At 71.3% G+C, this 23,131-nt stretch carries 19 protein-coding genes and 1 tRNA gene; 4 read left to right on the plus strand and 16 right to left on the minus strand.

The annotated features are described in order from the left end of the window. Positions 1 to 9: 9 nt before the first annotated feature. The 3 genes from ACZ52R_RS07850 to ACZ52R_RS07860 form a co-directional block, all read right to left on the minus strand. Positions 10 to 678 (minus strand): LuxR C-terminal-related transcriptional regulator, encoded by a 669-nt coding sequence (locus tag ACZ52R_RS07850; protein ID WP_465616704.1) that lies wholly within the window; start codon positions 676 to 678, stop codon positions 10 to 12. Between the two features lie 163 nt (positions 679 to 841). Then, a tRNA-Thr gene (locus ACZ52R_RS07855) sits at positions 842 to 914 on the minus strand. 138 nt (positions 915 to 1,052) lie between these two features. Further along, a complete protein-coding gene (locus ACZ52R_RS07860) occupies positions 1,053 to 1,514 on the minus strand; it encodes a winged helix-turn-helix transcriptional regulator (RefSeq protein WP_465753095.1) in 462 nt (153 codons plus the stop codon). A 202-nt stretch (positions 1,515 to 1,716) separates the two neighbouring features. Between ACZ52R_RS07860 and ACZ52R_RS07865 the strand changes: the two genes are divergently transcribed. Continuing rightward, on the plus strand, positions 1,717 to 2,313 hold the full coding sequence (locus tag ACZ52R_RS07865) for a flavodoxin family protein (protein WP_465616700.1): 597 nt from the start codon (positions 1,717 to 1,719) through the stop codon (positions 2,311 to 2,313). Between the two features lie 54 nt (positions 2,314 to 2,367). Here the strand turns inward: ACZ52R_RS07865 and ACZ52R_RS07870 are convergent, their stop codons facing one another. From ACZ52R_RS07870 to ACZ52R_RS07895, 6 genes are all read right to left on the minus strand, one after another. Next, on the minus strand, positions 2,368 to 3,702 hold the full coding sequence (locus tag ACZ52R_RS07870; RefSeq protein ID WP_465753097.1) for an MFS transporter: 1,335 nt from the start codon (positions 3,700 to 3,702) through the stop codon (positions 2,368 to 2,370). Positions 3,703 to 3,893: 191 nt separating this feature from the next. After that, positions 3,894 to 5,210, minus strand: a complete 1,317-nt coding sequence (mycP, locus tag ACZ52R_RS07875) for a type VII secretion-associated serine protease mycosin (protein WP_465616696.1) — start codon at positions 5,208 to 5,210, stop codon at positions 3,894 to 3,896. Between the two features lie 31 nt (positions 5,211 to 5,241). Next, positions 5,242 to 6,606 (minus strand): S8 family serine peptidase, encoded by a 1,365-nt coding sequence (locus ACZ52R_RS07880; RefSeq protein ID WP_465753099.1) that lies wholly within the window; start codon positions 6,604 to 6,606, stop codon positions 5,242 to 5,244. Between the two features lie 31 nt (positions 6,607 to 6,637). Then, positions 6,638 to 8,020, minus strand: coding sequence for a S8 family serine peptidase (locus tag ACZ52R_RS07885; RefSeq protein WP_465616692.1), 1,383 nt, complete (start codon positions 8,018 to 8,020; stop codon positions 6,638 to 6,640). A gap of 99 nt (positions 8,021 to 8,119) precedes the next feature. After that, positions 8,120 to 9,805 (minus strand): WXG100 family type VII secretion target, encoded by a 1,686-nt coding sequence (locus ACZ52R_RS07890; protein ID WP_465753102.1) that lies wholly within the window; start codon positions 9,803 to 9,805, stop codon positions 8,120 to 8,122. 10 nt (positions 9,806 to 9,815) lie between these two features. After that, positions 9,816 to 10,310, minus strand: coding sequence for a hypothetical protein (locus tag ACZ52R_RS07895; protein ID WP_360494249.1), 495 nt, complete (start codon positions 10,308 to 10,310; stop codon positions 9,816 to 9,818). A gap of 104 nt (positions 10,311 to 10,414) precedes the next feature. Here ACZ52R_RS07895 and ACZ52R_RS07900 point away from each other — a divergent pair, with 104 nt between their 5' ends. Both ACZ52R_RS07900 and ACZ52R_RS07905 read left to right on the plus strand, forming a co-directional pair. Next, entirely contained in the window at positions 10,415 to 10,549 is a 135-nt protein-coding gene (locus ACZ52R_RS07900; RefSeq protein WP_465616688.1) for a hypothetical protein, read from the plus strand. A 345-nt stretch (positions 10,550 to 10,894) separates the two neighbouring features. Further along, complete coding sequence (locus ACZ52R_RS07905) at positions 10,895 to 12,811, plus strand: FUSC family protein (RefSeq protein ID WP_465753104.1); 1,917 nt, start codon at positions 10,895 to 10,897, stop codon at positions 12,809 to 12,811. A 98-nt stretch (positions 12,812 to 12,909) separates the two neighbouring features. Here ACZ52R_RS07905 and ACZ52R_RS07910 read toward each other — a convergent pair whose 3' ends face one another. The 7 genes from ACZ52R_RS07910 to rsmI all read right to left on the minus strand — a co-directional run bounded on the left by ACZ52R_RS07910 (position 12,910) and on the right by rsmI (position 21,132). Next, the gene (locus ACZ52R_RS07910; protein WP_465616891.1) at positions 12,910 to 14,742 is read right to left on the minus strand and encodes an ABC-F family ATP-binding cassette domain-containing protein; all 1,833 of its coding nucleotides are present in this window, start codon (positions 14,740 to 14,742) and stop codon (positions 12,910 to 12,912) included. A 222-nt stretch (positions 14,743 to 14,964) separates the two neighbouring features. Then, positions 14,965 to 15,882, minus strand: coding sequence for a 4-(cytidine 5'-diphospho)-2-C-methyl-D-erythritol kinase (locus ACZ52R_RS07915; RefSeq protein ID WP_465753106.1), 918 nt, complete (start codon positions 15,880 to 15,882; stop codon positions 14,965 to 14,967). Then, on the minus strand, positions 15,879 to 16,781 hold the full coding sequence (rsmA, locus tag ACZ52R_RS07920) for a 16S rRNA (adenine(1518)-N(6)/adenine(1519)-N(6))-dimethyltransferase RsmA (RefSeq protein ID WP_465616682.1): 903 nt from the start codon (positions 16,779 to 16,781) through the stop codon (positions 15,879 to 15,881). Before rsmA ends, ACZ52R_RS07915 begins: the two co-directional genes overlap by 4 nt. A 168-nt stretch (positions 16,782 to 16,949) precedes the next feature. Continuing rightward, a complete protein-coding gene (locus ACZ52R_RS07925; RefSeq protein ID WP_465616680.1) occupies positions 16,950 to 17,828 on the minus strand; it encodes a TatD family hydrolase in 879 nt (292 codons plus the stop codon). Position 17,829: 1 nt separating this feature from the next. Continuing rightward, positions 17,830 to 19,452: a methionine--tRNA ligase gene (metG, locus tag ACZ52R_RS07930; protein WP_465616678.1), complete on the minus strand. Its 1,623-nt coding sequence runs from the start codon at positions 19,450 to 19,452 to the stop codon at positions 17,830 to 17,832. A gap of 148 nt (positions 19,453 to 19,600) precedes the next feature. Continuing rightward, positions 19,601 to 20,026, minus strand: a complete 426-nt coding sequence (locus ACZ52R_RS07935; RefSeq protein ID WP_360494266.1) for a hypothetical protein — start codon at positions 20,024 to 20,026, stop codon at positions 19,601 to 19,603. A 236-nt stretch (positions 20,027 to 20,262) separates the two neighbouring features. Further along, positions 20,263 to 21,132 (minus strand): 16S rRNA (cytidine(1402)-2'-O)-methyltransferase, encoded by an 870-nt coding sequence (rsmI, locus tag ACZ52R_RS07940; RefSeq protein ID WP_465616676.1) that lies wholly within the window; start codon positions 21,130 to 21,132, stop codon positions 20,263 to 20,265. A 96-nt stretch (positions 21,133 to 21,228) separates the two neighbouring features. Between rsmI and ACZ52R_RS07945 the strand changes: the two genes are divergently transcribed. Beyond that, positions 21,229 to 23,019: a dolichyl-phosphate-mannose--protein mannosyltransferase gene (locus ACZ52R_RS07945; RefSeq protein WP_465616674.1), complete on the plus strand. Its 1,791-nt coding sequence runs from the start codon at positions 21,229 to 21,231 to the stop codon at positions 23,017 to 23,019. The last annotated feature ends 112 nt before the right edge of the window (positions 23,020 to 23,131 follow it).

Consider the following 23,131-nt stretch of genomic DNA (forward strand, 5'->3'; position numbering starts at 1 on the left):
CGCGCCCCCTCAGCCGCCGGACATCCGCTCCAGCAGGCCGGTACGCGCCGCCACCGCGGCCGCCTCCAGGCGGGTCCGCGCGCCGAGCTTCATCAGCACCCGCTGGACGTGCGTCCGGGCGGTGCTGGCGGCGATCCGCATCCCGGCGGCGATCGCGGCGGTGTCCTCACCGTCCGCGATCCGGGACAGCACCTGCACCTCACGCCGGGTCAGCAGCCGCAGCAACCGGACGGCCTCGTCGTCCGGTTCGGGCGCCGGACGCAGCAGTTGGTCGAAGGCCCCGCGCAGGATGTCCACCCCGACCGCGGCCTCGCCCGCCCGGGCCCGTCCGATGGCCCGCTCGACCACCTCGATCCGCTCGTCGCTGGGTACGTACCCCGCCGCGCCGGCCGCGAACGCCCCGGCCACGCCCCGCAGTTCACCCACCGGTCCGAGCACGATCACGGCCACCTCGGGACGCTCCCGGCGAATCCGGCGCAGCCCGTCGAAGGCGCCCGGCTCCCCAGGCGCGGCCACCCCCAGCAGACACACCTCGGGCCGCCGTCCGGCCACCAGGTCGGCGGCGACACCCGCCGGGGAGCCCACCGCGAGCACCCGGTGACCGCGCAGCTGCAGCGCGGTCGCCAACGCCTCGGCCAGCAGCCGATGGTCGTCCACCACCACGAGTCGAACGCCCATGACGCCCTCCCGGTCGGGGTCCGGCTCACGCCCGTACCCGTCGGGCGGGCGGCCGATGACGCACCATCACAGCGCATTCCGTGCCCGACTCGCCAGCCCGTCGTGCATCGACTGTCAGCGGAAACGCGAAAGACCCCCGCCAGAGGCGAGGGTCTTCCAGTTGAGCCCCCATGCGGAATCGAACCGCAGACCTTCTCCTTACCATGGAGACGCTCTACCGACTGAGCTATAGGGGCTTGCCGGGTTTTCACCGGGCCGGTCGAACAAGGAAGACATTACACGGCCGCCGGCCCGGAAGGGAAATCGGCCCCGGCCGGCCCCCGACCGGCGGCACCCGGGCCCCTCTCCACCTCCTCCGCGCCCCTCCCGCGACCTCAGCCGTCGGCGTGGGCCGCGTCGAACTCCTCGCGGGCCGCCATCATCTGCCCGGTGCGGTGCTCCGTCCACCGGCCGAGCGGCGTGACCAGCTCGGCCAGTTCGCGGCCGAGCGGCAGCAGGTCGTAGACCACCCGCGGCGGCGTCTCCGGGAAGACCGTGCGGAGCAGCAGGCCGCTGCGCTCCAGGTTGCGCAGCGACTGGGTGAGCATCTTGCGACTGACCCCGCCGACCCCGCGCTGGAGCTCGGAGAAGCGCTGCGGCCCGCAGGCGGCGAGGCTCATCAGGATCAGCAGTGACCACTTGTCGGCCAGCTCGGCGAACACCTCGCGGCTGGGGCAGAGCCGGCCGAAGACGTCGTACTCCTCCTCCGCCGACCCGTCCTGCCCCGCCGGCTCGTGCCGCGCCCGCTGCTCCTCGTGCTGCCCCGCCCGGGCCCGGGTCGCTTCCTCGGTCGTCATGCCATCCAGGGTAGCCCTGCGGTCTCCAATCCACCCTTGGTAACCAATAGAGACCTGGTCTATATTGGAGACCGCAGACGGCCCGGGGCCGCCTCACCTCGACCTGCCCCACGTCCGTCCGCACGCCTGTCCCCACTTCTGTCCCCACGCCTTCGGGCCGGCTCCCGCCGGCCCACGCCCGACCCCTCCCTGGAGTGCCCGCATGACCGCCATCCGTCCGACCATCGCCCTCGCCTACCACTCCGGCTACGGCCACACCGCCGTGATCGCCGAGGCCGTCGCCCGCGGCGCCGCCGACGCAGGTGCCGAGGTCGTCTCGATCGCCGTCGACACCATCACCGAGGAGCAGTGGGCCCAGCTGGACGCCGCCGACGCGATCGTCTTCGGCTCCCCCACCTACATGGGCACCGCCTCCGGCGCCTTCCACGTCTTCGCCGAGGCCACCAGCAAGCGCTGGTTCACCGACGCCTGGAAGGACAAGGTCGCGGCCGGCTTCACCAACTCCGCCTCCAAGAGCGGCGACAAGGCGGGCACCCTCGGCTTCTTCCAGACCCTCGCCGCCCAGCACGGCATGAGCTGGGTCAACCTCGGCCTCAAGCCCGGCTGGAACGCCACCACCGCCTCCGAGAACGACCTCAACCGCCTCGGCTTCTTCAGCGGCGCCGCCGCCTCCTCCCCGTCCGACGCCGGCCCGGAGGCCGTCCACAAGGCCGACATCGCGACCGCCGAGCACCTGGGCGCCCGCGTCACCGAGCACACCGCCGTGGTCCTGGCCGGCCGGGCCGCCCTGGCCGGCTGACCCTTCCGCCGCGCCCACGCCACACCTGCACCGCGCCAACACCAACGCCACGGCCTACGCCGCCGGATCCGCCCCCCACCGGGGCGCCCGGCGGCGTCCGCCGTCCACCGCCCCGAGCTCGGCCCCGGTCGTCTCCGGCAGCAGCCGCAAACACCCCAGGGCCAGCGCGCCCAGCCCCGCCAGGTACCAGCCCACCGGCTCCGCCGTCCCGTACACCCCGGTCAACCGCGTCGCCACCAGCGGCGTCGCCGCACCGCCGATCACGCCACCCAGGTTGTACGTCAACGCGGCGCCCGTGTACCGCACCCGGGTCGGAAACAACTCCGGCAGGAACGCCGCCACCGGCCCGAACATGCAGCCCAACACCACCATCGCACCCGCCAGCCCGACGAACATCAGCGACCGGCTCACCGTCTCCAACAGCGGGAACAGCACCAGCGACCAGCCCACCGCAAGGCCCGTCGCCCACCCCAACGTCCGCCGCCGCCCCCACCGGTCACTGCGCGAGGCACTCAGCCACACCATCCCCGCCATGCCCACCGCACCGACCAGCAGCATCGTCAGCACCACCGTGCTCGCCACCCCGAGCCCCGAGGTCGCGTACGCCAGCGAATACGTCGTGGTCAGGTAGAACAGCGCGTACCCCATCGTGATCGCCCCGCCGCCCGCCAACACCGGACGCCAGTGCTCACGCACCACCTCCAGCACCGGCGGCCGCTCCCCGCGCCCAGCCGACCGGAACAGCGGCGACTCCTCGATCCGCAGCCGCACGAACAACCCCACCACGACCAGCGCGAACGAGGCCAAGAACGGCACCCGCCAGCCCCACGCGCGGAACGCCCGCTCATCCAGCCCGAGTTGAAGCGCCAGGAACACCCCGTTCGCCAACACGAACCCGCACGTCGGCCCCAACTGCAGGAACCCCCCGTAACGCCCCCGCCGCTCCGCTGGCGCATTCTCCGCGATCAGCAACGCCGCCCCACCCCACTCCCCACCCAACCCGACGCCCTGGCACACCCGCAGCACCACCAACACCACCGGCGCCCACCACCCCCAGGCCGCGAACCCCGGCAACACCCCCACCGCCGCCGTCGCCAACCCCATCAACAACAGCGACACCACCAACGTCGTTTTCCGCCCCACCCGGTCCCCGAAGTGCCCGAACACCACCGCCCCCAACGGCCGGGCCAAGAACGCCACCGCGTACACCGAGAAAGCCGCCAACAGCGCCCCCACCGCGCCCAACCCGGGAAAGAACACCGGCCCGAACACCAACGCGGCAGCCGTCCCGTAAATGAAGAAGTCGTAGAACTCGATCGCCGTCCCGATCAACGCCGCAGCCGCCGCCCGCCGCAACTGCCCTACCCGCCAAGCACCCTCCGCGTCCATACCACCACCCTCACCACCCCGCCCCCACCCCCACCAGCCCCCACCCGAGTGACCCCGGCGCACACCCACCAACCCCACGCCCGAGCCGCACTCCCCCACCACCCCCAGCCGGACGCGCGATCCCACCCGAAACGACGCCGCCCGGCCGCCGACACCACCAGCGACCGGGCGAAGACAAGCCGGTTCCCGGCCTACCGCGCGTACGGGTTGTCCCCCGGAGGCACCTGAACCCCGGGCTCCCCCGCTGACCTCCGCCGCCGCACCACCACGAACACCACCCCGGCCAGCAGCACCAACCCGGCCACCACACCAGCCACAATCGGAAGCGCGCCGCCCAACCCGGACGACCCATCAGCCTTCGGCTGCGCCGACGGAGCGCCAACCGCCACATCCGTCGGGCTCGGGGCCGGGCTCGGCACCGACGACACAAGAGCGGACACACTCGCCGAAGCCGATGGCGCGGCCGAAGGCACGGTCGTCGCAACGGGAATCGGCGACACATCCGCCGGACCGGGATCGCCCGGATCCGTCAACGCAATGCGCGGCCGCACCGCGCCGTATCCCGCACTGTCGGTACGATCCGCGCCGTTGGCCGGCTTACCGGCTGTGTTGATTAGGACCCGCAGGACCTGGTTCGCCGTCCAGGTCGGGTGCACCGACCACACCAGCGCCGCCGAGGCGGAGACCAGGGCTGTCGAGTCCGACGTGCCGTGGCTTTTACAGTACCCAGTGGGGCCTGTGCAGGCCTCGATCATGTCCATACCGGGGGCCACAAGTGCAACCTGCGGTCCGCGTTCGGACTCGGAAGTCACCGTGCCGTTCCGGTCAGAGGCCCCCACTCCAACCACATTGGGAAGGACACCCGGGTATTCGACGATATTCCCCTGCTCGGCAGAGTTTCCGACGCTGGCGACCACCAGCGATCCCTTCGCCCGAGCTCCCGCCAGGATTTTGTTGAGCTTCTCCACATCCGCCGAGGAAGTCGTGACGGCAGCGGTCCCTTGCGAAATGTTGATGACCTTGGCGCCCTGCTCGACCGCATACGTCACGGCCTGCCCGATCTGGTCCAGGAAGTCAGCCGAAATGACCGACCGCTCGGATCCGTTGGCGATCTTCAGAGGAAGGATCTTGGCGCCAGGGGCAAGGCCGTAGGCCCCTTTGCCACCATCCGATTTCCCGGTGCCCGCAATGAGGCTGGCCATCTGCGTGCCGTGGCCCTCGGCATAGGATCCGACACCACCCTGGCTTCCGCTGAAGTCCTTCCCCGGAAGGAACTGTCCGGCCAGATCCGGGTGGTCCAGCTTGAATCCGCTGTCGATCACCGCAACGGTGACGTTTTCCCCTTTTGAGACCTTCCACATCTCCGGGGCGTGCATGGCATCCAGATGCCATTGATCGGCTCGGATCGAGCCATCCGCGACGGCTGGCACCGCCGCAACCCCCGCCACGCAGAAGCTCGCAATCCCAGCGGCCACAAGCCGCCGCACCCACATCCAGCGGCTCTCCACCCGGTCCCCCCACCACACAAGACGGCCTGAACTACTTCGCGTACGGGTTGTCCCCCGGAGGCACCGGCGGCTGATACGACGGCGGAACCGGCGGCATCGGCTGCTGCGCCGGCACCGTCGGCACCTGAACCCCGGGCTCCCCAGCCGACTTCCGCCGCCGCACCACCACGAACACCACCCCGGCCACCAACACCAACCCAGCCACCACAGCAGCCACGACCGGAAGCGCGCTGCCCGACCCGGACGACGCATCAGCCTTTGACTGCGCCGACGGCGCGCCGACCGCTCCGCCGACCGGGCTCGGCACCGACGACGGGCGGGCAGGCGAACTTGCGGCAGGGGACGGGACGGCAGACGGCGATACCGCATCGGCCGGAAGCGGCGACTGGTCTGCAGGGCCAGGGTCACCGGGAGACGTCAAGGCGATTCGCGGCCGAACCGCGCCGTATCCTCCGTCATTAGTGCGGTCGGACCCGTCCTTCGGCTTACTAGCCGTATTGAGGAGAACCCGCAGAATCTGATTCGCCGTCCAATCCTTGTGCATCGCCCAAATCAGCGCCGCCGAAGCGGAAGCTAGAGCGGTCGCATCGGAGGTGCCGTGTCCTTTGCAATATCCGGACGGGGCCGTGCAGGCCGCGATCGTGTCGGCACCAGGGGCAACAAGGGCGACCTGCGGCCCGACCTCGGACTCATCCGTCACGGTTCCGTTTCGGTCAATGGCCCCAACGCCGACGACGTTAGGAAGGGCTCCGGGATAGTCGACAGGATTTCCCGACTTTGCTTCATTCCCCACGGCAGCGAAAACCAATACGCCCTTCGCCCTCGCAGCCGCCAGGATTCGGTTCAACCGATCCACATCCTCCGGGAATGTGGTAACCGAATTCACTCCCTGGGAAATGCTGATGACGTTGACCCCTTGATCGACAGCATACGTGACAGCCTGTCCGATCTGGTCGAGGAAGTCCTTCGAGGCCAATGTCCCCACGGAGCCATTATTGATCTTCAGCGGCAAGACCTTTACTCCCGGCGCCAGCCCGTAGGCTCCGTTTCCCCCATTGGCCTTTCCTGTCCCTGCAATAAGCCCAGTCATCTGCGTGCCATGCGGATCGCTATAGGAACCGACCCCGCCTGGGCTCCCACTGAAGTCCTTCCCCGGAAGGAACTGTCCGGCCAGATCCGGGTGGTCCAGCTTGAATCCGCTGTCGATCACCGCAACGGTGACGTTTTCCCCTTTTGAGACCTTCCACATCTCCGGGGCGTGCATGGCATCCAGATGCCATTGATCGGCTCGGATCGAGCCATCCGCGACGGCCGGCACCGCCGCAACCCCCGCCACGCAGAGGCTCGCAATCCCAGCGGCCACAAGCCGCCGCACCCACATCCAGCGGCTCTCCACCCGGTCCCCCCACCACACAAAACGGCCTGAACTACTTCGCGTACGGGTTGTCCCCCGGAGGCACCGGCGGCTGATACGACGGCGGAACCGGCGGCATCGGCTGCTGCACCGGCACCGTCGGCACCTGAACCCCGGGCTCCCCAGCCGACTTCCGCCGCCGCACCACCACGAACACCACCCCAGCCACCAACACCAACCCGGCCACCACCCCAGCCACAACCGGAAGCACGCCGCCCGACCCGGACGACCCATCAGCCTTCGGCTGCACCGACGGCGCACCAACCGCTACATCCGTCGGACTCGCAGCCGGGCTCGGCGCCGACGACGCAGGCGCGGACGCACTCGCCGAAGCCGACGGCGCGGCCGAAGGCGAAGCCGCGTCAGCCGGGAGCGGCGACACATCCGCCGGACCAGGATCACCGGGGTCAGTCAGCGCGATACGCGGCCGGACCGCGCCCCACCCTGCATCATCCGTGCGACTGTTCCCGCCATTCGGCCTGCCTGCGGTGTTGATGAGCACCCGCAGAATCTGGTCCGCCGTCCAGTCCTTGTGGACGGCCCAAACCAGCGCCGCCGAAGCGGAAACCAAGGCCGCCGCATCCGACGTCCCATGGCTCTTGCAATATTCGGTTTCCGAGGTGCAAGCTGCGAGAATTTCATCACCCGGCGCGACCAGGGCGACGTGAGGACCGGTTTCCGATTCAGCCGTAACGGTCCCTTGACGATCAATGGCTCCTACACCCACGACGTTGGGCAGCCCACCCGGGTACGACACCAGGTTTCCGGATTGCGCCTTATTCCCGACACTGGACACGACCAGAACACCCTTGGATCGCGCCGTAGCGAGAATATTGTTCAGCTTGGACACGTCACTGGGGGAAGTCGTCACCGCAGCCATCCCCTGCGAGATGTTGACGATCTTTGCGCCCTGGTCGACCGCATAGTTGACGGCCTGTCCGATCTGATCCAGGAAGTCGCTGGAGATAACGGTACCGACAGATCCATTATTGATCTTGAGCGGGAGAATCTTCACCCCCGGAGCCAGCCCGTAAGCGCCCGTTCCCCCGACACCCTTTCCGGTGCCCGCAATCAGGCTGGAGATCTCCGTACCGTGTCCATCACTGAATGCTCCAACGCCACCAGGGCTGCCGCTGAAATCCTTGCCCGATAGGAACTGCCCGATCAGATCAGGGTGGTTCAGCCTGAACCCTCCGTCGATCACCGCGACAGTAATCCCCTGCCCCGTGGAATCCTTCCACATTTCCGGAGCGTGCATGGCATCCAGGTGCCATTGCCGCGCGCGGACCGATTCGTCCGCAACCGCCGGTGCTGCGACCGGGCCGACCACGACTCCCGCCGCCAGAAGCGCCGCAGCTGCCGCGCGCCAACGCATGCGCGTGTTCGTCCGCCCCATCACAACTCCTCGTCACTTTCTCGACCGACCGGGAAGCGTGCCCCGAACAAGCCTGCCCGGCCACTGGGAGAGCCCAGTGGCCGGGCAGTCGTTGCCGTCCTACTCAACCACGTCCGGGTTGCTGTGCGGCGTACCGCTCGTCCAGGTCTCCTCGTCCTCGTGAAGGTAGTCCGCGCGGTTGCGGCGGTCCCGTTCCTTCCGGCTACCGTGGCCCGCCGCACCTGGGGCCATCATGCCGTTCTGCCCGGGCCGGGCACCGCCCTCGGCGGCTCCCGCTGCGGCGGCGCGGTTGCGCAGGCCCGTGCCGCCCGGGGTGAACTCTCCACCGGCTGTCGGTCCCTTGCGGCCGCCGACCGCGCCACCGGTGGTCGAGGCCAGGCCCCGGCCACGCGAGCTGCCGCCCGCACCGACGGCGCCGCCGTGGCCGCCTCCCATGCCGGGGTGCGTGCCCATGCCGTTCGCACTGTTCTGTCCGCCGACCCGGCCGCCGCCCGGCCCCGCTTCGCGAGGGCCGAAGACCGTCCCGGAGGGAAGCCCCGGAGTCCCGCTCTTGCCCGGAGTCTGGCCGGCCAACGGCGTGCGAGGGCTGACGCTGCCACCCTTGCCAGGGAGGTAGCCGGGGCCACCGCCCTTGGCCTGAACCGAACCGCCACCAGGCCCGACCGGGAAGCCGGGCATCGGACCCCCACCGGGGCCGTTGGGCCCGCCACCGGGGCCGTTGGGGCCGCTCGGGTAGGTCGGGGTGGTGGTCGGCCCGCCAGTCGGCAGGGGGCCACCGCCGGGGCCGGACGGGCCGGTCTGAGTCGGCGCGGTCGGCAGGCTGTCCAGGCCGGTGCCCGGACGGTTGACCGGGTCCGACGGGTGGGACGGCGGGATCGAGGAGCCCGGGTCCTGCGGCGGGGGCGGAACCTGGCCTCCGCTGTACGGAGGGGTCGGGGTGGTGTGGCCCGGGCCGGACGGACCAGTGGACCCCGATCCCGGGTTGTACGGGGTGACCGAGCCGCCGCCGTAGCTGCCGCCGGACGGGTTGTGGCCACCTCCAACGCTTCCGCCGCCCGAATACGAGCTGCGGTGGGAACCGCCGTAACTGCCACCGCCTCCACCAGCACCACCACTCGATGCCGAGGAGGAACTGCTCTGGTTGGTCTCAGGCGTCCCCGGCAGCGTCACATCGTCGGGGATCCCGTTCAGGGTCGCCGTCGCTGCGCTGTAAGCCTGAGCCAGGTTCTCCACCTGATGCGCGGCTTCCTGCCGCTCCTTCTCGACCGTCGCCTTGGCCTGTGTGTACTCGGCCGAGCTCACCCAGTCCTGACTGCCCGGAAGGCCCTTCATGTAGCTGTCGACCGTCTGGCCGACGGCGAGCTTGGCCTCCACACCTGCGGGAACGGTCTGCCCCTCATACTTGGCGACCACCTTCATCGCATCTGCCGGAAGCTGGGGCATCGCGACCTTGGCCGTGCTGAGTGCTTCACCGGCCTGGGTCATCGCGCCACCGGCGGTCGTCGAGTGCTGACCAATGATGTCTGCGGACTTGTAGAGGTTTCCCACCCAGGTCTTGAAGTTCTCTGCCGCCGGCCCTTCCCAGTGGACCTGGCCGAGGTGTGACTGGAGAGCGGTGCTGAGTTCCCCCAGTACGCGACCAGCGTCCTGAAGCTGAGCAGCCCGCCTCAGCACCACATCGGGCATTGTCTTGTCGACCATCGCCCTGAGGGCGGGATGCTTCATGTCGTTGTATTTGGATTCGCCTGCCATGGCCTCTTCCCCGTCTCCCCGTTTGTGGCCCATCGTCCCGCCGTCAGAGGCCTGCGTTGGACCTCGGAGCCGACCCGTTCGATCCCGCCGTCGGCGAGGTCCCGCCCGTATTCTTCGCGACCGCGTTCTGGTCGGCGGTCGTGTTGTCCTCGTTGGTCGAGTAGTTGCCGTGCGTCGTCGCGACGGCTTCCTGCATCGCCTGGACCTGCTTGACGAAGTCCTTGTGGAACTTGACGAGCTGAGTGTGGACCTTGCCGTAGGCGGTCGTCAGGGCCGTCGCCTCGTCGAACTTCGCGCTGGCAAAGTGCGCGGTTTCCACCTTCTGCTCTTCGAGCTTGTACGGCGCAGCCGCCGATCCCTCCATCGCGGCGAGCAGCGCCTCGACCTTGGCGGCGAAGGCGGAGAGCGTCTGCAGCTCCACCTTGACGTCCTGCTTGCCGAAGGCCGACACCAGGTCGTTGGCGCTGAAGTTCGTCTGCACGGTGCTGACGACCCGGTTGAACCCGAACCCGAATGGTCCGAACGGGTCGCTCAGCATGAACGGCGTGTCGTCCGGCGGCGCCGGGCTGTTCGGGTCGGTAGCCGAGGGGTCTGCCGAAGTACTCGGAGCCGGGCTGGGCGAAGGGCTTGCCGAAGGACTCGGTGCAGGACTCGCCGAAGGACTCGGTGCAGGACTCGGAGACGGGCTGGGCGAAGGACTCGGTGAAGGAGTCGCCGATGGACTCGGAGTCGGACTGGCCGAAGGGCTCGCCGAAGGGGTTGGCGTCCCCGAACTAGATGCACTCTTGTCTGCCACAGCAGTTCACCTCTCCCCCGTACGGCTGGCTGCCCGGGGCGTCCCGGGTGGTCCGTGCCGCAACACACCGTCAACTTCTGGGTCGTGCCGTCGTCGTACCGTTCTGGTCGGCGAACCGACCGCCCTGTGGGCGGTTTTCGCCTCCGTCATCGTAGCCACCACCCCTGTCGGACTGGCAGGGACCTTGGCCGGCCCGTACGCGATCGGTACGAACTTGACACGTACAGCCTGCCGTCCCGGCCGCTGGGTAGACTGACCCGGTACGCCCCATCTGCCGCGCAATGTCGCACAGCAGCGACTCAAGGCCGCAGGACGGACGTGTTCGCATGGGTTCTCCGAAGGCCGTTCCCTGGTGGGCTCGTGCCGCGCGGCCGGTGTGGTCGCCGTTGCCGTGGGTGTTGATGTCCCGGGCGGCGGTGGGTGTGGCGGTGCCGTTGGTGGTGGGCTTGTCGGTGCATCGGCTGGATCTGGGGGTGTTCGCGGCGCTCGGTGCGATGCACGCGACGATGAACGATCGGGTTGAGCCGTCGTGGCTGCGGGCGGGGCGGATCGGGGTCGCGGTGTCGGCTTCCGCGCTGGGCATGCTGGTCGGTACGGGTCTTCAGCGGGCCGATGCGGACGGCCTCGTTCTGGGGGCCGCGCTGACGTTGACCGGTTTCGTTTCCGGGGTTGTGAGTGCGACGGGTCCGCGTGGGTCGGCGGCGGGGTTGTTGCTGTTGGTGTCGGCCGCGTTGGGGAGCGGGATGCCGCTGCCGGGGCCGTGGTGGGCGGCGGCGCCGATGGTGTTGGTCGGTGCGGGGTTGGTGGTGTTGCTGGGGTTGCCGGTGGGGGTGCCGGGCCGGCCGGGGGCTGATCCGCGCAGTCGGGCGCTGGCTGCCGTGTACGAGGCGCTGGGCCGCACCTTGGCCGACGTGGGCACGTCGCGGGCGGCTGCCTCGCGCCAGGCGTTGACGGCCTGTCTGAACCAGCTGCAGGATCTCCTCCCTGGCGGGAGCCCTTCTGTCGCTCGCGGGTACGAGGCCGCTCTGGCGGTCACCGAGGCGGCGACTGGCCTGTTGTGGGCGCGGCGCCCGGTGCCGCCGGAGGTCGCCGCGGTGCCGGGTCGTCTGGCGGCTGCCGTGCGGCGGGGTGGCGGTGAGGTCGTGGTTCCCGGGTGGCGGCCGGATACGCCGGCCCGGCAGGCCTTGGACGTGGCTCTGCGGGCCGCTGCCGATTGGGTGGCCGGCCGTGACGCGCGGCTCGATGTCGCGCCCGCGCCCGTGCGCCGACAACTGCAGGTGCTGCGGGTGCGGCTGTTGTCGGGGGCGTCGGTCCGGTACGGGCTGCGTGTCGCGCTGTGTATCGCGGTCGGCTCGGCGGTGACGGCCAACTATCCGCTCAGCAAGGGCTACTGGGTGCCGATGACGATCGCTTTCGTCCTGAAGCCGGATCTCGGTTCGGTGTTTCTGCGGGCGGTGAGCCGTTCGGTGGGCACGGTGCTGGGGGTGGCGGTGGCGGCGGCGCTGCTGGTGTTGACCACCGAGGAGTGGGCGCTGACCGCTGTGGCCGTGCTGTGCGTGGCCCTGTTGCCGTATGCCACGGCGGCGCACTACGGGCTGAACACCGTGGTGATGACGCCGATGGCGCTGGTCCTGCTGCAGCTCGGCGGCGGGAGCGGTGCGGCGGAGTTCTGGCCTCGCGTCCTGGACTCGGTCGTGGCCAGTGCGATCGTCCTGCTCTTCGGGTACCTGTTGTGGCCGGAGCGCCCGCGCCATCGGATCGAGCCCCGGCTGGTGGAGGCGACGACGGCGTTGCGGGCCTATCTCGACGCGGTGGCTGCCGGTCGTGCCGATCGGGCCCAGGTGTGGCTGCGCCGGACGGCTTACCGGGCGTTGGCGGATGCCCGGCAGGAGGTGCGGCAGGGGCTGGTCGAGCCGCCGCCCTTGGGCCGGCCGGCCGAGCGGTGGCTGCCGGCGACGGCGGCGCTGGAGCGGCTGGGTGGTGCGGTGGCGGCGTTCGCGGCGCAGATCCGGTTCGGCGGCCGGGTGCCGGATCCGGCTGAGGTCGATCGGGTCCGCCGGGCGCTGGACGAATTGACCGCCGCTGCCCGCGCGCACCGTCCGCCGGCCGCACCGTCGGACGACCCGACCGCGCCGAGCGGGCCAACCGCACCGACGGATCGCCCGACCACGCCGCACGACCCCACGCTCAGCGCGCTGGGCCGTGCGGCGGACGAACTCGAAACGCTTCTGGCGAGCGACTAGCCGAACCCCGACCGGCACCGAACCCCGACCGGCGCCGAACCGCGACCGGCACCGAACCCCGACCGGCGCCGAACCGCGACCGGCGCCGAACCGCGAGGTCAGACGTGCTCGGCCAGCTCCAGCCAGCTCAGCTCCAGCTCCTCCTTCTCCTCCCGGACCGCGCGCAGCTGCGTGTCCAGTTCGGCGACCTTGGAGAAGTCGGCGGCGTGCTCGGCGAGTTGGGCGTGCAGCTTGGATTCCTTCTGGTCCAGCTTGGCGATCTGCCGCTCCAGCTTCTGCATCTCCTTCTTGGCGGCGCGCAGGTCGCCGCCGGACAGCCCGGAAGCGGCGTCGGCCCCGGCGGCCGACGAGGCCGCGGCAGGAGCGGCCTGGGCGGCGACGGCGGCGGCCTGGGCGGCCATCCGTGCCCGCCGCTCCAAGTACTCGTCCACACCGTTCGGCAGCATCCGCATCTTCTTGTCGCCGAGCAGCGCGTGGACGACGTCCGTGGTGCGCTCGATGAAGAAGCGGTCGTGGCTGATGACGATCATCGAGCCGGGCCAGCCGTCGAGCAGGTCTTCGAGCTGGTTGAGCGTCTCGATGTCCAGGTCGTTGGTCGGCTCGTCCAGGAACAGCACGTTGGGCTCGTCCATCAGGAGCCGCAGCAGCTGGAGGCGGCGGCGCTCGCCGCCGGACAGGTCGCCCACCGGCGTCCACTGCTTGTCCTTGCCGAAGCCGAACTGTTCGCACAGCTGGCCGGCGCTCATCTCCCGGCCCTTGCCGAGGTCGACGCGCGAGCGGACCTGTTCGACGGCCTGCAGCACCCGGGTCGTCGGGTCGAGCTCGACGACTTCCTGGGACAGGTAGGCGAGCCGCACGGTCTTGCCGACCTTGATGAGGCCGGACGCGGGCTGCACGTCGCCCTCGCTCGCGTACGCGTCGCGCATGGCGCGCAGCAGCGAGGTCTTGCCGGCGCCGTTGACGCCGAGCAGGCCGATCCGGTCGCCGGGGCCGAGCTGCCAGGTGAGGTTCTCCAGCAGGAGCTTCGGGCCGGCCTTGACGGTGACGTCTTCCAGCTCGAAGACGGTCTTGCCGAGGCGCGCGTTGGCGAACTTCATCAGCTCGGACTTGTCACGCGGGTCCGGCACGTCGGCGATCAGCGCGTTGGCCGCCTCGATGCGGTAGCGCGGCTTGGAGGTGCGGGCGGGGGCGCCGCGGCGCAGCCAGGCGAGTTCCTTGCGGGCCAGGTTCTGGCGCTTCTGCTCTTCGACGGCCTCGATCCGGGAGCGTTCGGCGCGGGCGAAGACGTAGTCGGAGTAGCCGCCTTCGTACTCGTGCACCTCGCCCTGCTGGACGTCCCACATACGGGTGCTGACCTGGTCGAGGAACCAGCGGTCGTGGGTGACGCAGACCAGCGCGGAGCGGCGCTTCTGCAGGTGTTCGGCGAGCCAGTTGATGCCCTCGACGTCGAGGTGGTTGGTGGGCTCGTCCAGGATGATCAGCTCGGGTGAGCCGAGCAGCAGCTTGGCGAGGGCGATCCGGCGGCGTTCGCCACCGGAGAGCGGGCCGATGACGGTGTCGAGGCCGTCGGCGAAGCCGGGCAGGTCGAGGCCGCCGAAGAGGCCTTCGATGATGTCGCGGATCCGGGCGTCGCCGAGCCACTCGTGGTCGGCCCGGTCGGCGATCACCTCGTGCCGGATGGTGGCCTTCGGGTCGAGCGAGTCGTGCTGGGTGAGGACGGCCGGCTCGAGGCCGCCGTTCCAGGTGATGCGGCCGCTGTCGGGTTCCTCCAGCTTGGCGAGCATCCGGATGAGGGTGGTCTTGCCGTCGCCGTTGCGGCCGACGACGCCGATCCGGTCGCCCTCGCTGACGCCGAGGCTGACCGCGTCCAGCAGGGTGCGGGTGCCGTAGACCTTCGTGACGGACTCGATGGTGGCGAGGTTGACGGCCACGTGTGCTGCGCTCCAGGGTTCGGCGGTCGCGGGGGCGGCCCGCCGCCCCTGTCTCGGGGACACCCCGATCTCCCCAGCCTAATGCGCCAGCGGCGACACCCTCACCGCACTGCTCCCGCGGCACCGTCCCACGGCGCAGCACCGCACTGCTCCCGCGGCGCCGCGCCACGGCGCAGCACCGCGCCGGGCGACGCGGCACGGCGCCACCACAAGGGCAGCGCCTTACATTTGGACCGCGGCCCCCGGCACCGGCCCGTACGTCGCGTGCGCCGTCCGGCAGGTGCCGGAGGCCCGCAGGGCCTGGGCGACGGCGGCGGCCGCGTCGGCGTCCTTGGTGAGGAAGGCGCAGGTCGGCCCGGAGCCGGAGACCAGCGCGCCGAGGGCGCCCGCCTCGGTGCCGGCCCGCAGGGTGTCCGCGAGTGCGGGGCGCAGCGAGAGCGCGGCGGGCTGGAGGTCGTTGGCGAGCGCGTCGGCCAGGGCGACGGCGTCGCCTTCGGCGAGTGCGGCGAGCAGGGCCTGGTCGGCGTCGGGGGTGGGGACGTCGGTGTCGCTGGAGCCGGTGCCGGCCTCGTCGCGCAGCCGGTCGCACTCGCGGAAGACGGCGGGGGTGGACAGGCCGCCGTCGGCGACCGCGAAGACCCAGTGGAAGGTGCCTTCGACGGCCAGCGGTTCGAGGATCTCGCCCCGGCCGCGGCCGAGCGCGACGCCGCCGAGCAGGGCGAACGGCACGTCCGATCCCAGCTCGGCGGCCAGCTCCAGCAGGGTGCCGAGCGGGGTGTCCAGCTGCCACAGCGCGTCGCAGGCGACCAGTGCCGCGGCGCCGTCGGCGCTGCCGCCGGCCATGCCGCCGGCGACCGGGATGGCCTTGGCGATGTGCAGGTGTACGCCCGGGTCGGCGATGCCGTGGTGGGCGGCGAGGAGGCGGGCGGCGCGGGCGGCGAGGTTGGTGTCGTCGAGCGGGACGGCGGCGGCGTCCGGTCCGGAGCAGGTCAGGGTGACGCCCTGCCCCGGGGTGGCGGTGACCTCGTCGCCGAGGGCGACGGCGAAGAAGACGTTGGCCAGGTCGTGGAAGCCGTCGGCGCGCAGCCCGCCGACCCCCAGCTGGACGTTGACCTTGGCCGGCACCCGTACGGTGATCACTCGTCGCCTGCCTTCGGCTTGTCCTCGCCCGCCTTCGGCTTGTGCTCGGCGATCGCGGCGAACTGCTCGACCGTCAGCATCTCGCCGCGCAGCTTGTGGTCGATCCCGGCGGCGGCGAGCGCCTGCTCGGCCCCGGCGGCGGAGCCGGCCCAGCCGGCCAGGGCGGCGCGCAGGGTCTTGCGCCGCTGGGCGAACGCGGCGTCGACGACCGCGAACACCTCGGTGCGGCTGGCGGTGGTCTTCGGCGGCTCGTGGCGGACCAGGGAGACGAGCCCGGAGTCGACGTTGGGGGCGGGCCAGAACACGTTCCGTCCGATGGCGCCGGCCCGCTTCACGTCGGCGTACCAGTTGGCCTTGACCGACGGGACGCCGTACACCTTGTTGCCCGGCTTGGCGGCGAGCCGGTCGGCGACCTCGCTCTGCACCATCACCAGGGTCCGCTCGATGCTGGGGAAGGTCGCCAGCATGTGCAGCAGGACGGGCACGGCCACGTTGTACGGGAGGTTGGCGACCAGCGCGGTGGGCGCCGGCCCGGGCAGCTCGGTGACCTCCATGGCGTCGCTGAAGACCAGGTCGAAGGCGTCGGCCTTGCCCGGCATCCGGGCCGCGACGGTGTCCGGCAGGTGCTGCGCCAGCACCGGGTCGATCTCGACCGCCGTCACGTGCCGCGCCACCTCGAGCAGCGCGAGCGTCAGCGAGCCGAGCCCCGGCCCGACCTCCACCACCGCGTCCTGCTCCGTCACCCCGGCGGCCCGGACGATCCGCCGCACGGTGTTGCCGTCGATGACGAAGTTCTGCCCGCGCTGCTTGGTCGGCTTCACGCCGAACGCGGCCGCCAGCTCCCGGATGTCGGCGGCGCCCAGCAGGTGGCTGTCAGGGGTGGGGTCGGTGGTGCTCACGCGCCAAGGATACGGGCGCGCGGGCGCCCGCCCCGACGCGCCGGACCCGACCGGGCGGACCCACCGGACCGACCGGGCGCTCCGACCGGCCCGCCGACCGCCCCGCCGACCGCCCCGCCGACCGGCGACTCCGACCGGCGACTCCGACCGGCGACTCCGACCGAACGCTCAGTACCCGAAGGCCCGCGCCGTGTTCTCCGCGATGGCCGCCGACAGCTCGTCCTCGTGCAGCCCCAGGGTGGCGGCCATCGAGCGCACCGTGACCGGGATCAGGTACGGGGCGTTGGGCCGGCCGCGGTAGGGGTGCGGGGTGAGGAAGGGGGCGTCGGTCTCGACCAGGATCCGGTCGAGCGGGGTGGCGAGCAGCGCGTCCCGCAGCGGCTGGTTGGCCTTGAAGGTGACCGGGCCGGCGAAGGAGAGGTACCAGCCGTGCCGGGCGCAGGTCTTGGCCATGTCGGCGTCGCCGGAGTAGCAGTGGAAGACGGTCCGTTCCGGGGCGCCTTCCGCCAGCAGGACGGCGATGACGTCCTCGTGGGCGTCGCGGTCGTGGATGACCAGGGCCTTGCCGTGCCGCTTGGCCATCTCGATGTGGCGGCGGAACGACTCCTTCTGGATCTCGACGCCTTCCGGCCCGGTGCGGAAGTAGTCCAGCCCGGTCTCGCCGACCGCCCGTACCTGCGGCAGGGCGGCGAGCCGGTCGATCTCGGCGAGTGCCTCGTCCAGGGCGGCGGCGCCGCCGGCCTTGCGCTGCTGACCGGACCAGCCGTCCGCGTCGCCGAGGAAGATCCGCGGCGCCTCGTTCGGGTGCAGGGCGACGGCCGCGTGCACCTGCTCGTACTGGGCCGCCAGCTCGGCGGCCCAGCGCGAACCGGGCACGTCGCAGCCCACCTGGACCACCGTGGCGACACCGACGGAGGCGGCTCGGGCCAGGCCTTCGGCCGGGGTGCCGGACTGCATGTCGAGGTGGGTGTGCGAGTCGGCCACCGCCACTGCCAGGGGTTGCGGCAGCGGCGGCGGGGTCGACCGGTCGTCGTCCTTGGCGGCCATGTCAGGCGGCCGGCTTCTCTTCGAGGCGCGGGAAGAGGATCTCGCCCTTGGTGACGGTGGCACCGGCGGGCAGCCGGCCCCAGTCGGCCACGGTGGCGATGGTCTGCGCGGGCAGCGCGCCCAGCCCGGCGGCTTCGGCGCCCAGCGAGTCCCACAGCTTCTCGGCGGTGGTCGGCATCACCGGGTTGAGGAGGACGGCGGTGGCGCGCAGCGACTCGGCGGCGGTGTAGAGGATGGTCGCGAGGCGCGCCCGGCCCTCCGCCGATTCGTCCTTGGCGACCTTCCAGGGCTCCTGCTCGGTGATGTAGCCGTTGACCTGCTTGACGAACTCGAAGATCGCCGCGAGGCCGCCGGCGAAGTCCAGCTCCTCGCCGATCTTCCGGTCGGCCGTCGCGACGGCCTTGGTCAGCCCGTCGGCGACGGCCTGCTCGGCGTCGCCGGGCGCGGTGGCCGCGGGCAGCACCCCGTCGAAGTACTTGCCGACCATCGCGGCGACCCGGGAGGCCAGGTTGCCGAAGTCGTTGGCGAGTTCGGAGGTGTAGCGGGCGGTGAAGTCCTCCCAGGAGAACGAGCCGTCCGTGCCGAACGGGATCGCCCGCAGGAAGTAGTAGCGGTACGCGTCCACGCCGAAGTGCGAGGTCAGGTCGGTGGGCGCGATGCCGGTCAGGTTGGACTTGGACATCTTCTCGCCGCCGACCATCAGCCAGCCGTTGGCCACGACCCGCTTGGGCAGCGGCAGGCCGGCGGCCATCAGCATGGCGGGCCAGATGACCGCGTGGAAGCGGAGGATGTCCTTGCCGACCAGGTGGACGGAGGCCGGCCACAGCTCGGCGAAGCGCTCCGGGTCGCTGCCGTAGCCGGCTGCGGTGATGTAGTTCTGCAGCGCGTCGACCCACACGTAGAGGACGTGCTTCTCGTCCCAGGGAAGCGGCACGCCCCAGTTGAAGGTGGAGCGGGAGATCGAGAGGTCCTGCAGGCCCTGCTCGACGAAGCGCAGCACCTCGTTGCGGGCGGTTTCGGGGGCGATGAAGCCGGGGTTCTCGGCGTAGAACTCCAGCAGCTTCTCGCCGTAGGCCGACAGGCGGAAGAAGTAGTTCTCCTCCTCCAGCCACTCCACCGGCTTCTTGTGGATCGGGCAGAGCTTCTCGTCCTCGCTCGCGCCGTCGAGCAGCTCGTTGGGGAGCTTGTACTCCTCACAGCCGACGCAGTACGGGCCGGAGTAGCCGCCCTTGTAGATCTCGCCCTTGTCGTACAGGTCCTGGACGAACTCCTGCACGCGGTCGGTGTGCCGCTGCTGGGTGGTGCGGATGAAGTCGTCGTTGGCGATCTCCAGGTGCTCCCAGAGCGGCTTCCAGGCTTCCTCGACCAGCTTGTCGCACCACTCCTGCGGGCTGACGCCGTTCGCCTCGGCGGTCCGCAGGATCTTCTGACCGTGTTCGTCGGTGCCGGTCAGGTACCACACCTTCTCACCGCGCTGGCGGTGCCAGCGGGTGAGGACGTCGCCCGCCACGGTGGTGTACGCGTGGCCCAGGTGGGGGCGATCGTTGACGTAGTAGATCGGGGTGGAAACGTAGTACGCCGGGGCGTTCGTCCCGGTGGTGCTGTGGTCTGCAGTGGCCGCCATGGTCGGAAAGCTTAGTCGGGGACGCGGGCCGTCCTCGACCGAGTTGTGTCCCGGCCGGGGGCGGCCCTTCCCGCGTCCTCCGGTGTCAGCCCCGCGCCCTCCGGTATCAGCGCGGCAGCCTCCGGGGTCGGCCCGCCGGCCTCCGGGGTCAGCCCAGCAGCCGCGACCAGAACCGGGCCCAGCGTCCGCGCGGCTTGGCGGGCGCGGGCACCGGGGGCGGCCCGGCCGGCTCGGCGTGCGCCGGGTAGCCGGGGGCGTGGTGCGAGGGCCGGTCGGCGGAGGCCACCCGGCCCTCGCGCATGATCCGGACGGTGTGGCCACCGCACCCGGGGCAGGTCGGCTTGAGCAGCGGGGACGGCACCCGGACACCGTTGGCGTGGTACTCGAACACGACGTGCCCGTCCTTGGACACGTGGTGCTCGATGTCGTACGCCTGCTCCCAGCCGTACCCGCAGCGCAGGCACGCGAAGGAGTAGGCCTCCCGGACGGTCTCGACGGGAGTGTGCGCCCGCCCGGCCAGTCCGGCCGTGCTCAGCGCGTTGCCACCGCGGGGGTTACCGACAATGTCGCTCATAGCCGTCTCCCAGCGCCCGCCGGGCGCTCGCCCGGCTGGGTCTTTCCATTCCAGGAAATGCCCGGACCGCCCCGGCCGATGCCCCACTTGTGAAGACTTGGATGCGGATTGGGAAGCCCTATACGAAGGGCCTCCCCCGGACCGAAAACCGCGACCGAAACTTCAGCTCAGCGGGTGTTTACCGGGGCCTTCCCTCCAAGGTACGACTCCCCGTGCGCAACGCAACCCCCGGGAATTCACCCCTTTTTCAGGCCCTCGGCCGAGCCTTCCCTCTTGGCCGCCACGACCGCGTCGAAGACCTCCCGCTTGGGCAGCGAGAGCTCCGCCGCGACCGCCGCGATGGCCTCCTTGCGCCGCTCCCCCGCCTCCTCGCGCACGGCCACCAGCCGGGCCAGCTCGGCCGGGGTCAGTTCCTGCGGCGCGGCCGGCGGGGCGCCTGCGACGACGACGGTGATCTCGCCCCTGACGCCCTCCGCGGCCCAGGCCGCCAGCTCGCCGATCGGCCCGCGCTTGACCTCCTCGTAGGTCTTGGTCAGCTCGCGGCAGACGGCGGCGGGGCGCTCCGGCCCGAACGCCTCGGCCATCGCGGTCAGCGCCTCGGCGATCCGGTGCGGCGCCTCGAAGAAGACCATGGTGCGCGGCTCGGCGGCGATCGAGGCGAGCTGTCGGGCCCGGTCGCCGGTCTTGCGCGGCAGGAAGCCCTCGAAGGTGAAGCGGTCGACCGGCAGGCCGGACAGCGCGAGCGCGGTGAGCACCGCGGACGGCCCGGGCACCGCGGTGACCTTGAGGTCCGCCGCGACGGCCGCGGCGACCAGCCGGTAGCCGGGGTCGGAGACCGAGGGCATGCCGGCGTCGGTGACCAGCAGCACCCGGGCGCCGCCGAGCAGCGCCTCGACCAGTTCGGGGGTGCGGCCGACCTCGTTGCCCTCGAAGTACGAGACGACCCGGCCCGCCGGGGTCACCCCGAGTGCCTGGGTGAGCCGGCGCAGCCGCCGGGTGTCCTCGGCGGCGATGACGTCCGCCGTCGCCAGTTCGTGGACCAGTCGGGGCGGGGCGTCCGAGACGTCGCCGATGGGGGTGCCTGCGAGAACGAGTACTCCTGTCACGGGCCCCATCCTTCCAGCTGCGGCCGCCGGGGGCTTTTGGTGACGATTCGGGCAGCTTCCGAGGGAGCGGACACGCGTACGAAGGGCGCCCCTACGATGTGGCGGATGAACGGCGACACGGCGGCGCAGACGCCCACTGGTACGGACCACTCCGCGCGGGGCGGCGTCGTTCTGCCGTCTCCCCGCTCACCCCGGACCGCACCCCCGGCCTGGCGCGAGCGCCTGGCCGCGCACGGCTACCGCGCCCGCCCGACCGCGCCGCTGGCCGAGCGCCTGGTGCCGCCGATGCCGGACGGCCCCCGGGTGACCCCGCGCGACGTGCCGCAGTCGCCGCTGCTGCTGCGCCTGGGCGTCTCGCTGCCGCAGGGCCTGTGGTACTTCCTGTGCCGCTGGTCCGGCTGGCTGGGCCCGGTCGCGGTCGCGGTGTTCGCCGGGATCCTGCGGTTCACCAACCTCGGCCAGCCGCACGCGATCATCTTCGACGAGACGTACTACGCCAAGGACGCCTACGCGCTCTGGCACGGCGGCTACGAGATCAGCTGGCCGGAGGAGGCCAACGCGACGATCATGACGCCCGGCGCGGCCGTCCCGTACCGGTCGGCCGCCTCGTACGTGGTCCATCCGCCGGTGGGCAAGTGGATCATCGGTGCGGGCGAGCAGCTGTTCGGCATGAACCCCTTCGGCTGGCGCTTCGCGGTGGCCCTGCTCGGCACGCTGTCGGTGCTGATGCTGGCCCGGATCGCCCGCCGGATGTTCCGCTCGACCCTGCTGGGCTGCGTGGCCGGCCTGCTGCTCTCGGTGGACGGCCTGCACCTGGTCCTCAGTCGGGCCGCCCTGCTCGACCTGGTGGTGATGTTCTGGATCGTCGCCGCCTTCGGCTTCCTGTTGCTGGACCGCGACCGCACCCGGGCGCTGCTGGCCGAGAAGCTGGGCGGGGTCGAGAACCCGGAGCTCGCCCAGCGGCTGGGCCTGGGCTGGCGCCCGTACCGGATCGCGGCCGGCGTCTGCATCGGCCTGACCTGCGCCACCAAGTGGAGCGGCCTGTACGTGATGGCGGCGTTCGGCCTGATGACCGCGCTCTGGGACGTCGGCGCCCGCCGCCTGGCCGGCGCCCCGCGCCCGTACCGCGCGGTGCTGGCCCGGGACGTGGCGCCGGCCTTCGTGTCGGTCGTCGTGGTCCCGCTGGCGGTCTACGTCGCGTCCTGGTGGGGCTGGTTCGCCAGCAGCAACGCCCCGGGGAAGGGCGGCTGGGGCCGGGACTGGGCGGTCGGCCGTTCCACCGACTACCCGTGGATACCCGAGGGCCTGCGCGCCCTGTGGCACTACCACTCGACGGTCTACGAGTTCCACACCCACCTGAGCGACCCGCACACCTACCAGTCGAACCCGTGGTCCTGGCTGGTGCTGGGCCGACCGGTCTCCTTCTACTACGAGTCCCCCAAGCTGGGACAGGCCGGCTGCACCGCCGCCGACTGCGCCCGCGAGGTGCTGGGCATCGGCACCCCGCTGCTGTGGTGGACGGCCGTGGTGGCCCTGGTCTACTGCCTGTGGCGCTGGGCGTTCCGGCGGGACTGGCGGGCCGGCGCGCTGCTGTGCGGCCTGGCCGCGGGCTACCTGCCGTGGTTCGCCTACCAGCAGCGGACGATCTTCCTCTTCTACGCGGTGGTCTTCGTCCCGTTCCTGGTGCTCGCGGTGACGATGCTGGTCGGCGCCCTGATCGGCCCGCCCGGCGCCTCCCGGGACCGCCGGATCATCGGCTCCGCGGCGGCCGGCCTGCTGGTGCTGCTGATCGTCTGGAACTTCCTGTTCTTCTTCCCGCTCTTCACCGGCCAGACCATCCCGCTGGAGGACTGGCGCCGCCGGATGTGGTTCAACAGCTGGATCTGACGGCGGGGCCCGACAGCCGGGCCCGACGGCCGGTCCACCCGGCCCGCGGTCCGGCACACACCGTGTCCCCCCGAATCATCCGTATGCGGTGCACGACACGTACCAGATCCGT

It is taken from the genome of Kitasatospora sp. NPDC034023, assembly GCF_055575795.1.

Coding starts and splice junctions, on each gene's coding strand:
- ACZ52R_RS07870 (WP_465753097.1), bottom strand. CDS start 3,702: ATGGACGCGGAGGGTGCTTGGCGGGTAGGGCAGTTGCGGCGGGCGGCG.
- ACZ52R_RS07860 (WP_465753095.1), bottom strand. CDS start 1,514: ATGACGACCGAGGAAGCGACCCGGGCCCGGGCGGGGCAGCACGAGGAG.
- ACZ52R_RS07925 (WP_465616680.1), bottom strand. CDS start 17,828: ATGGCCGCCAAGGACGACGACCGGTCGACCCCGCCGCCGCTGCCGCAA.
- ACZ52R_RS07945 (WP_465616674.1), top strand. CDS start 21,229: ATGTGGCGGATGAACGGCGACACGGCGGCGCAGACGCCCACTGGTACG.
- ACZ52R_RS07850 (WP_465616704.1), bottom strand. CDS start 678: ATGGGCGTTCGACTCGTGGTGGTGGACGACCATCGGCTGCTGGCCGAG.
- ACZ52R_RS07885 (WP_465616692.1), bottom strand. CDS start 8,020: ATGGGGCGGACGAACACGCGCATGCGTTGGCGCGCGGCAGCTGCGGCG.
- ACZ52R_RS07895 (WP_360494249.1), bottom strand. CDS start 10,310: ATGCTGAGCGACCCGTTCGGACCATTCGGGTTCGGGTTCAACCGGGTC.
- ACZ52R_RS07890 (WP_465753102.1), bottom strand. CDS start 9,805: ATGGGCCACAAACGGGGAGACGGGGAAGAGGCCATGGCAGGCGAATCC.
- ACZ52R_RS07865 (WP_465616700.1), top strand. CDS start 1,717: ATGACCGCCATCCGTCCGACCATCGCCCTCGCCTACCACTCCGGCTAC.
- metG (WP_465616678.1), bottom strand. CDS start 19,452: ATGGCGGCCACTGCAGACCACAGCACCACCGGGACGAACGCCCCGGCG.
- ACZ52R_RS07935 (WP_360494266.1), bottom strand. CDS start 20,026: ATGAGCGACATTGTCGGTAACCCCCGCGGTGGCAACGCGCTGAGCACG.
- ACZ52R_RS07905 (WP_465753104.1), top strand. CDS start 10,895: ATGGGTTCTCCGAAGGCCGTTCCCTGGTGGGCTCGTGCCGCGCGGCCG.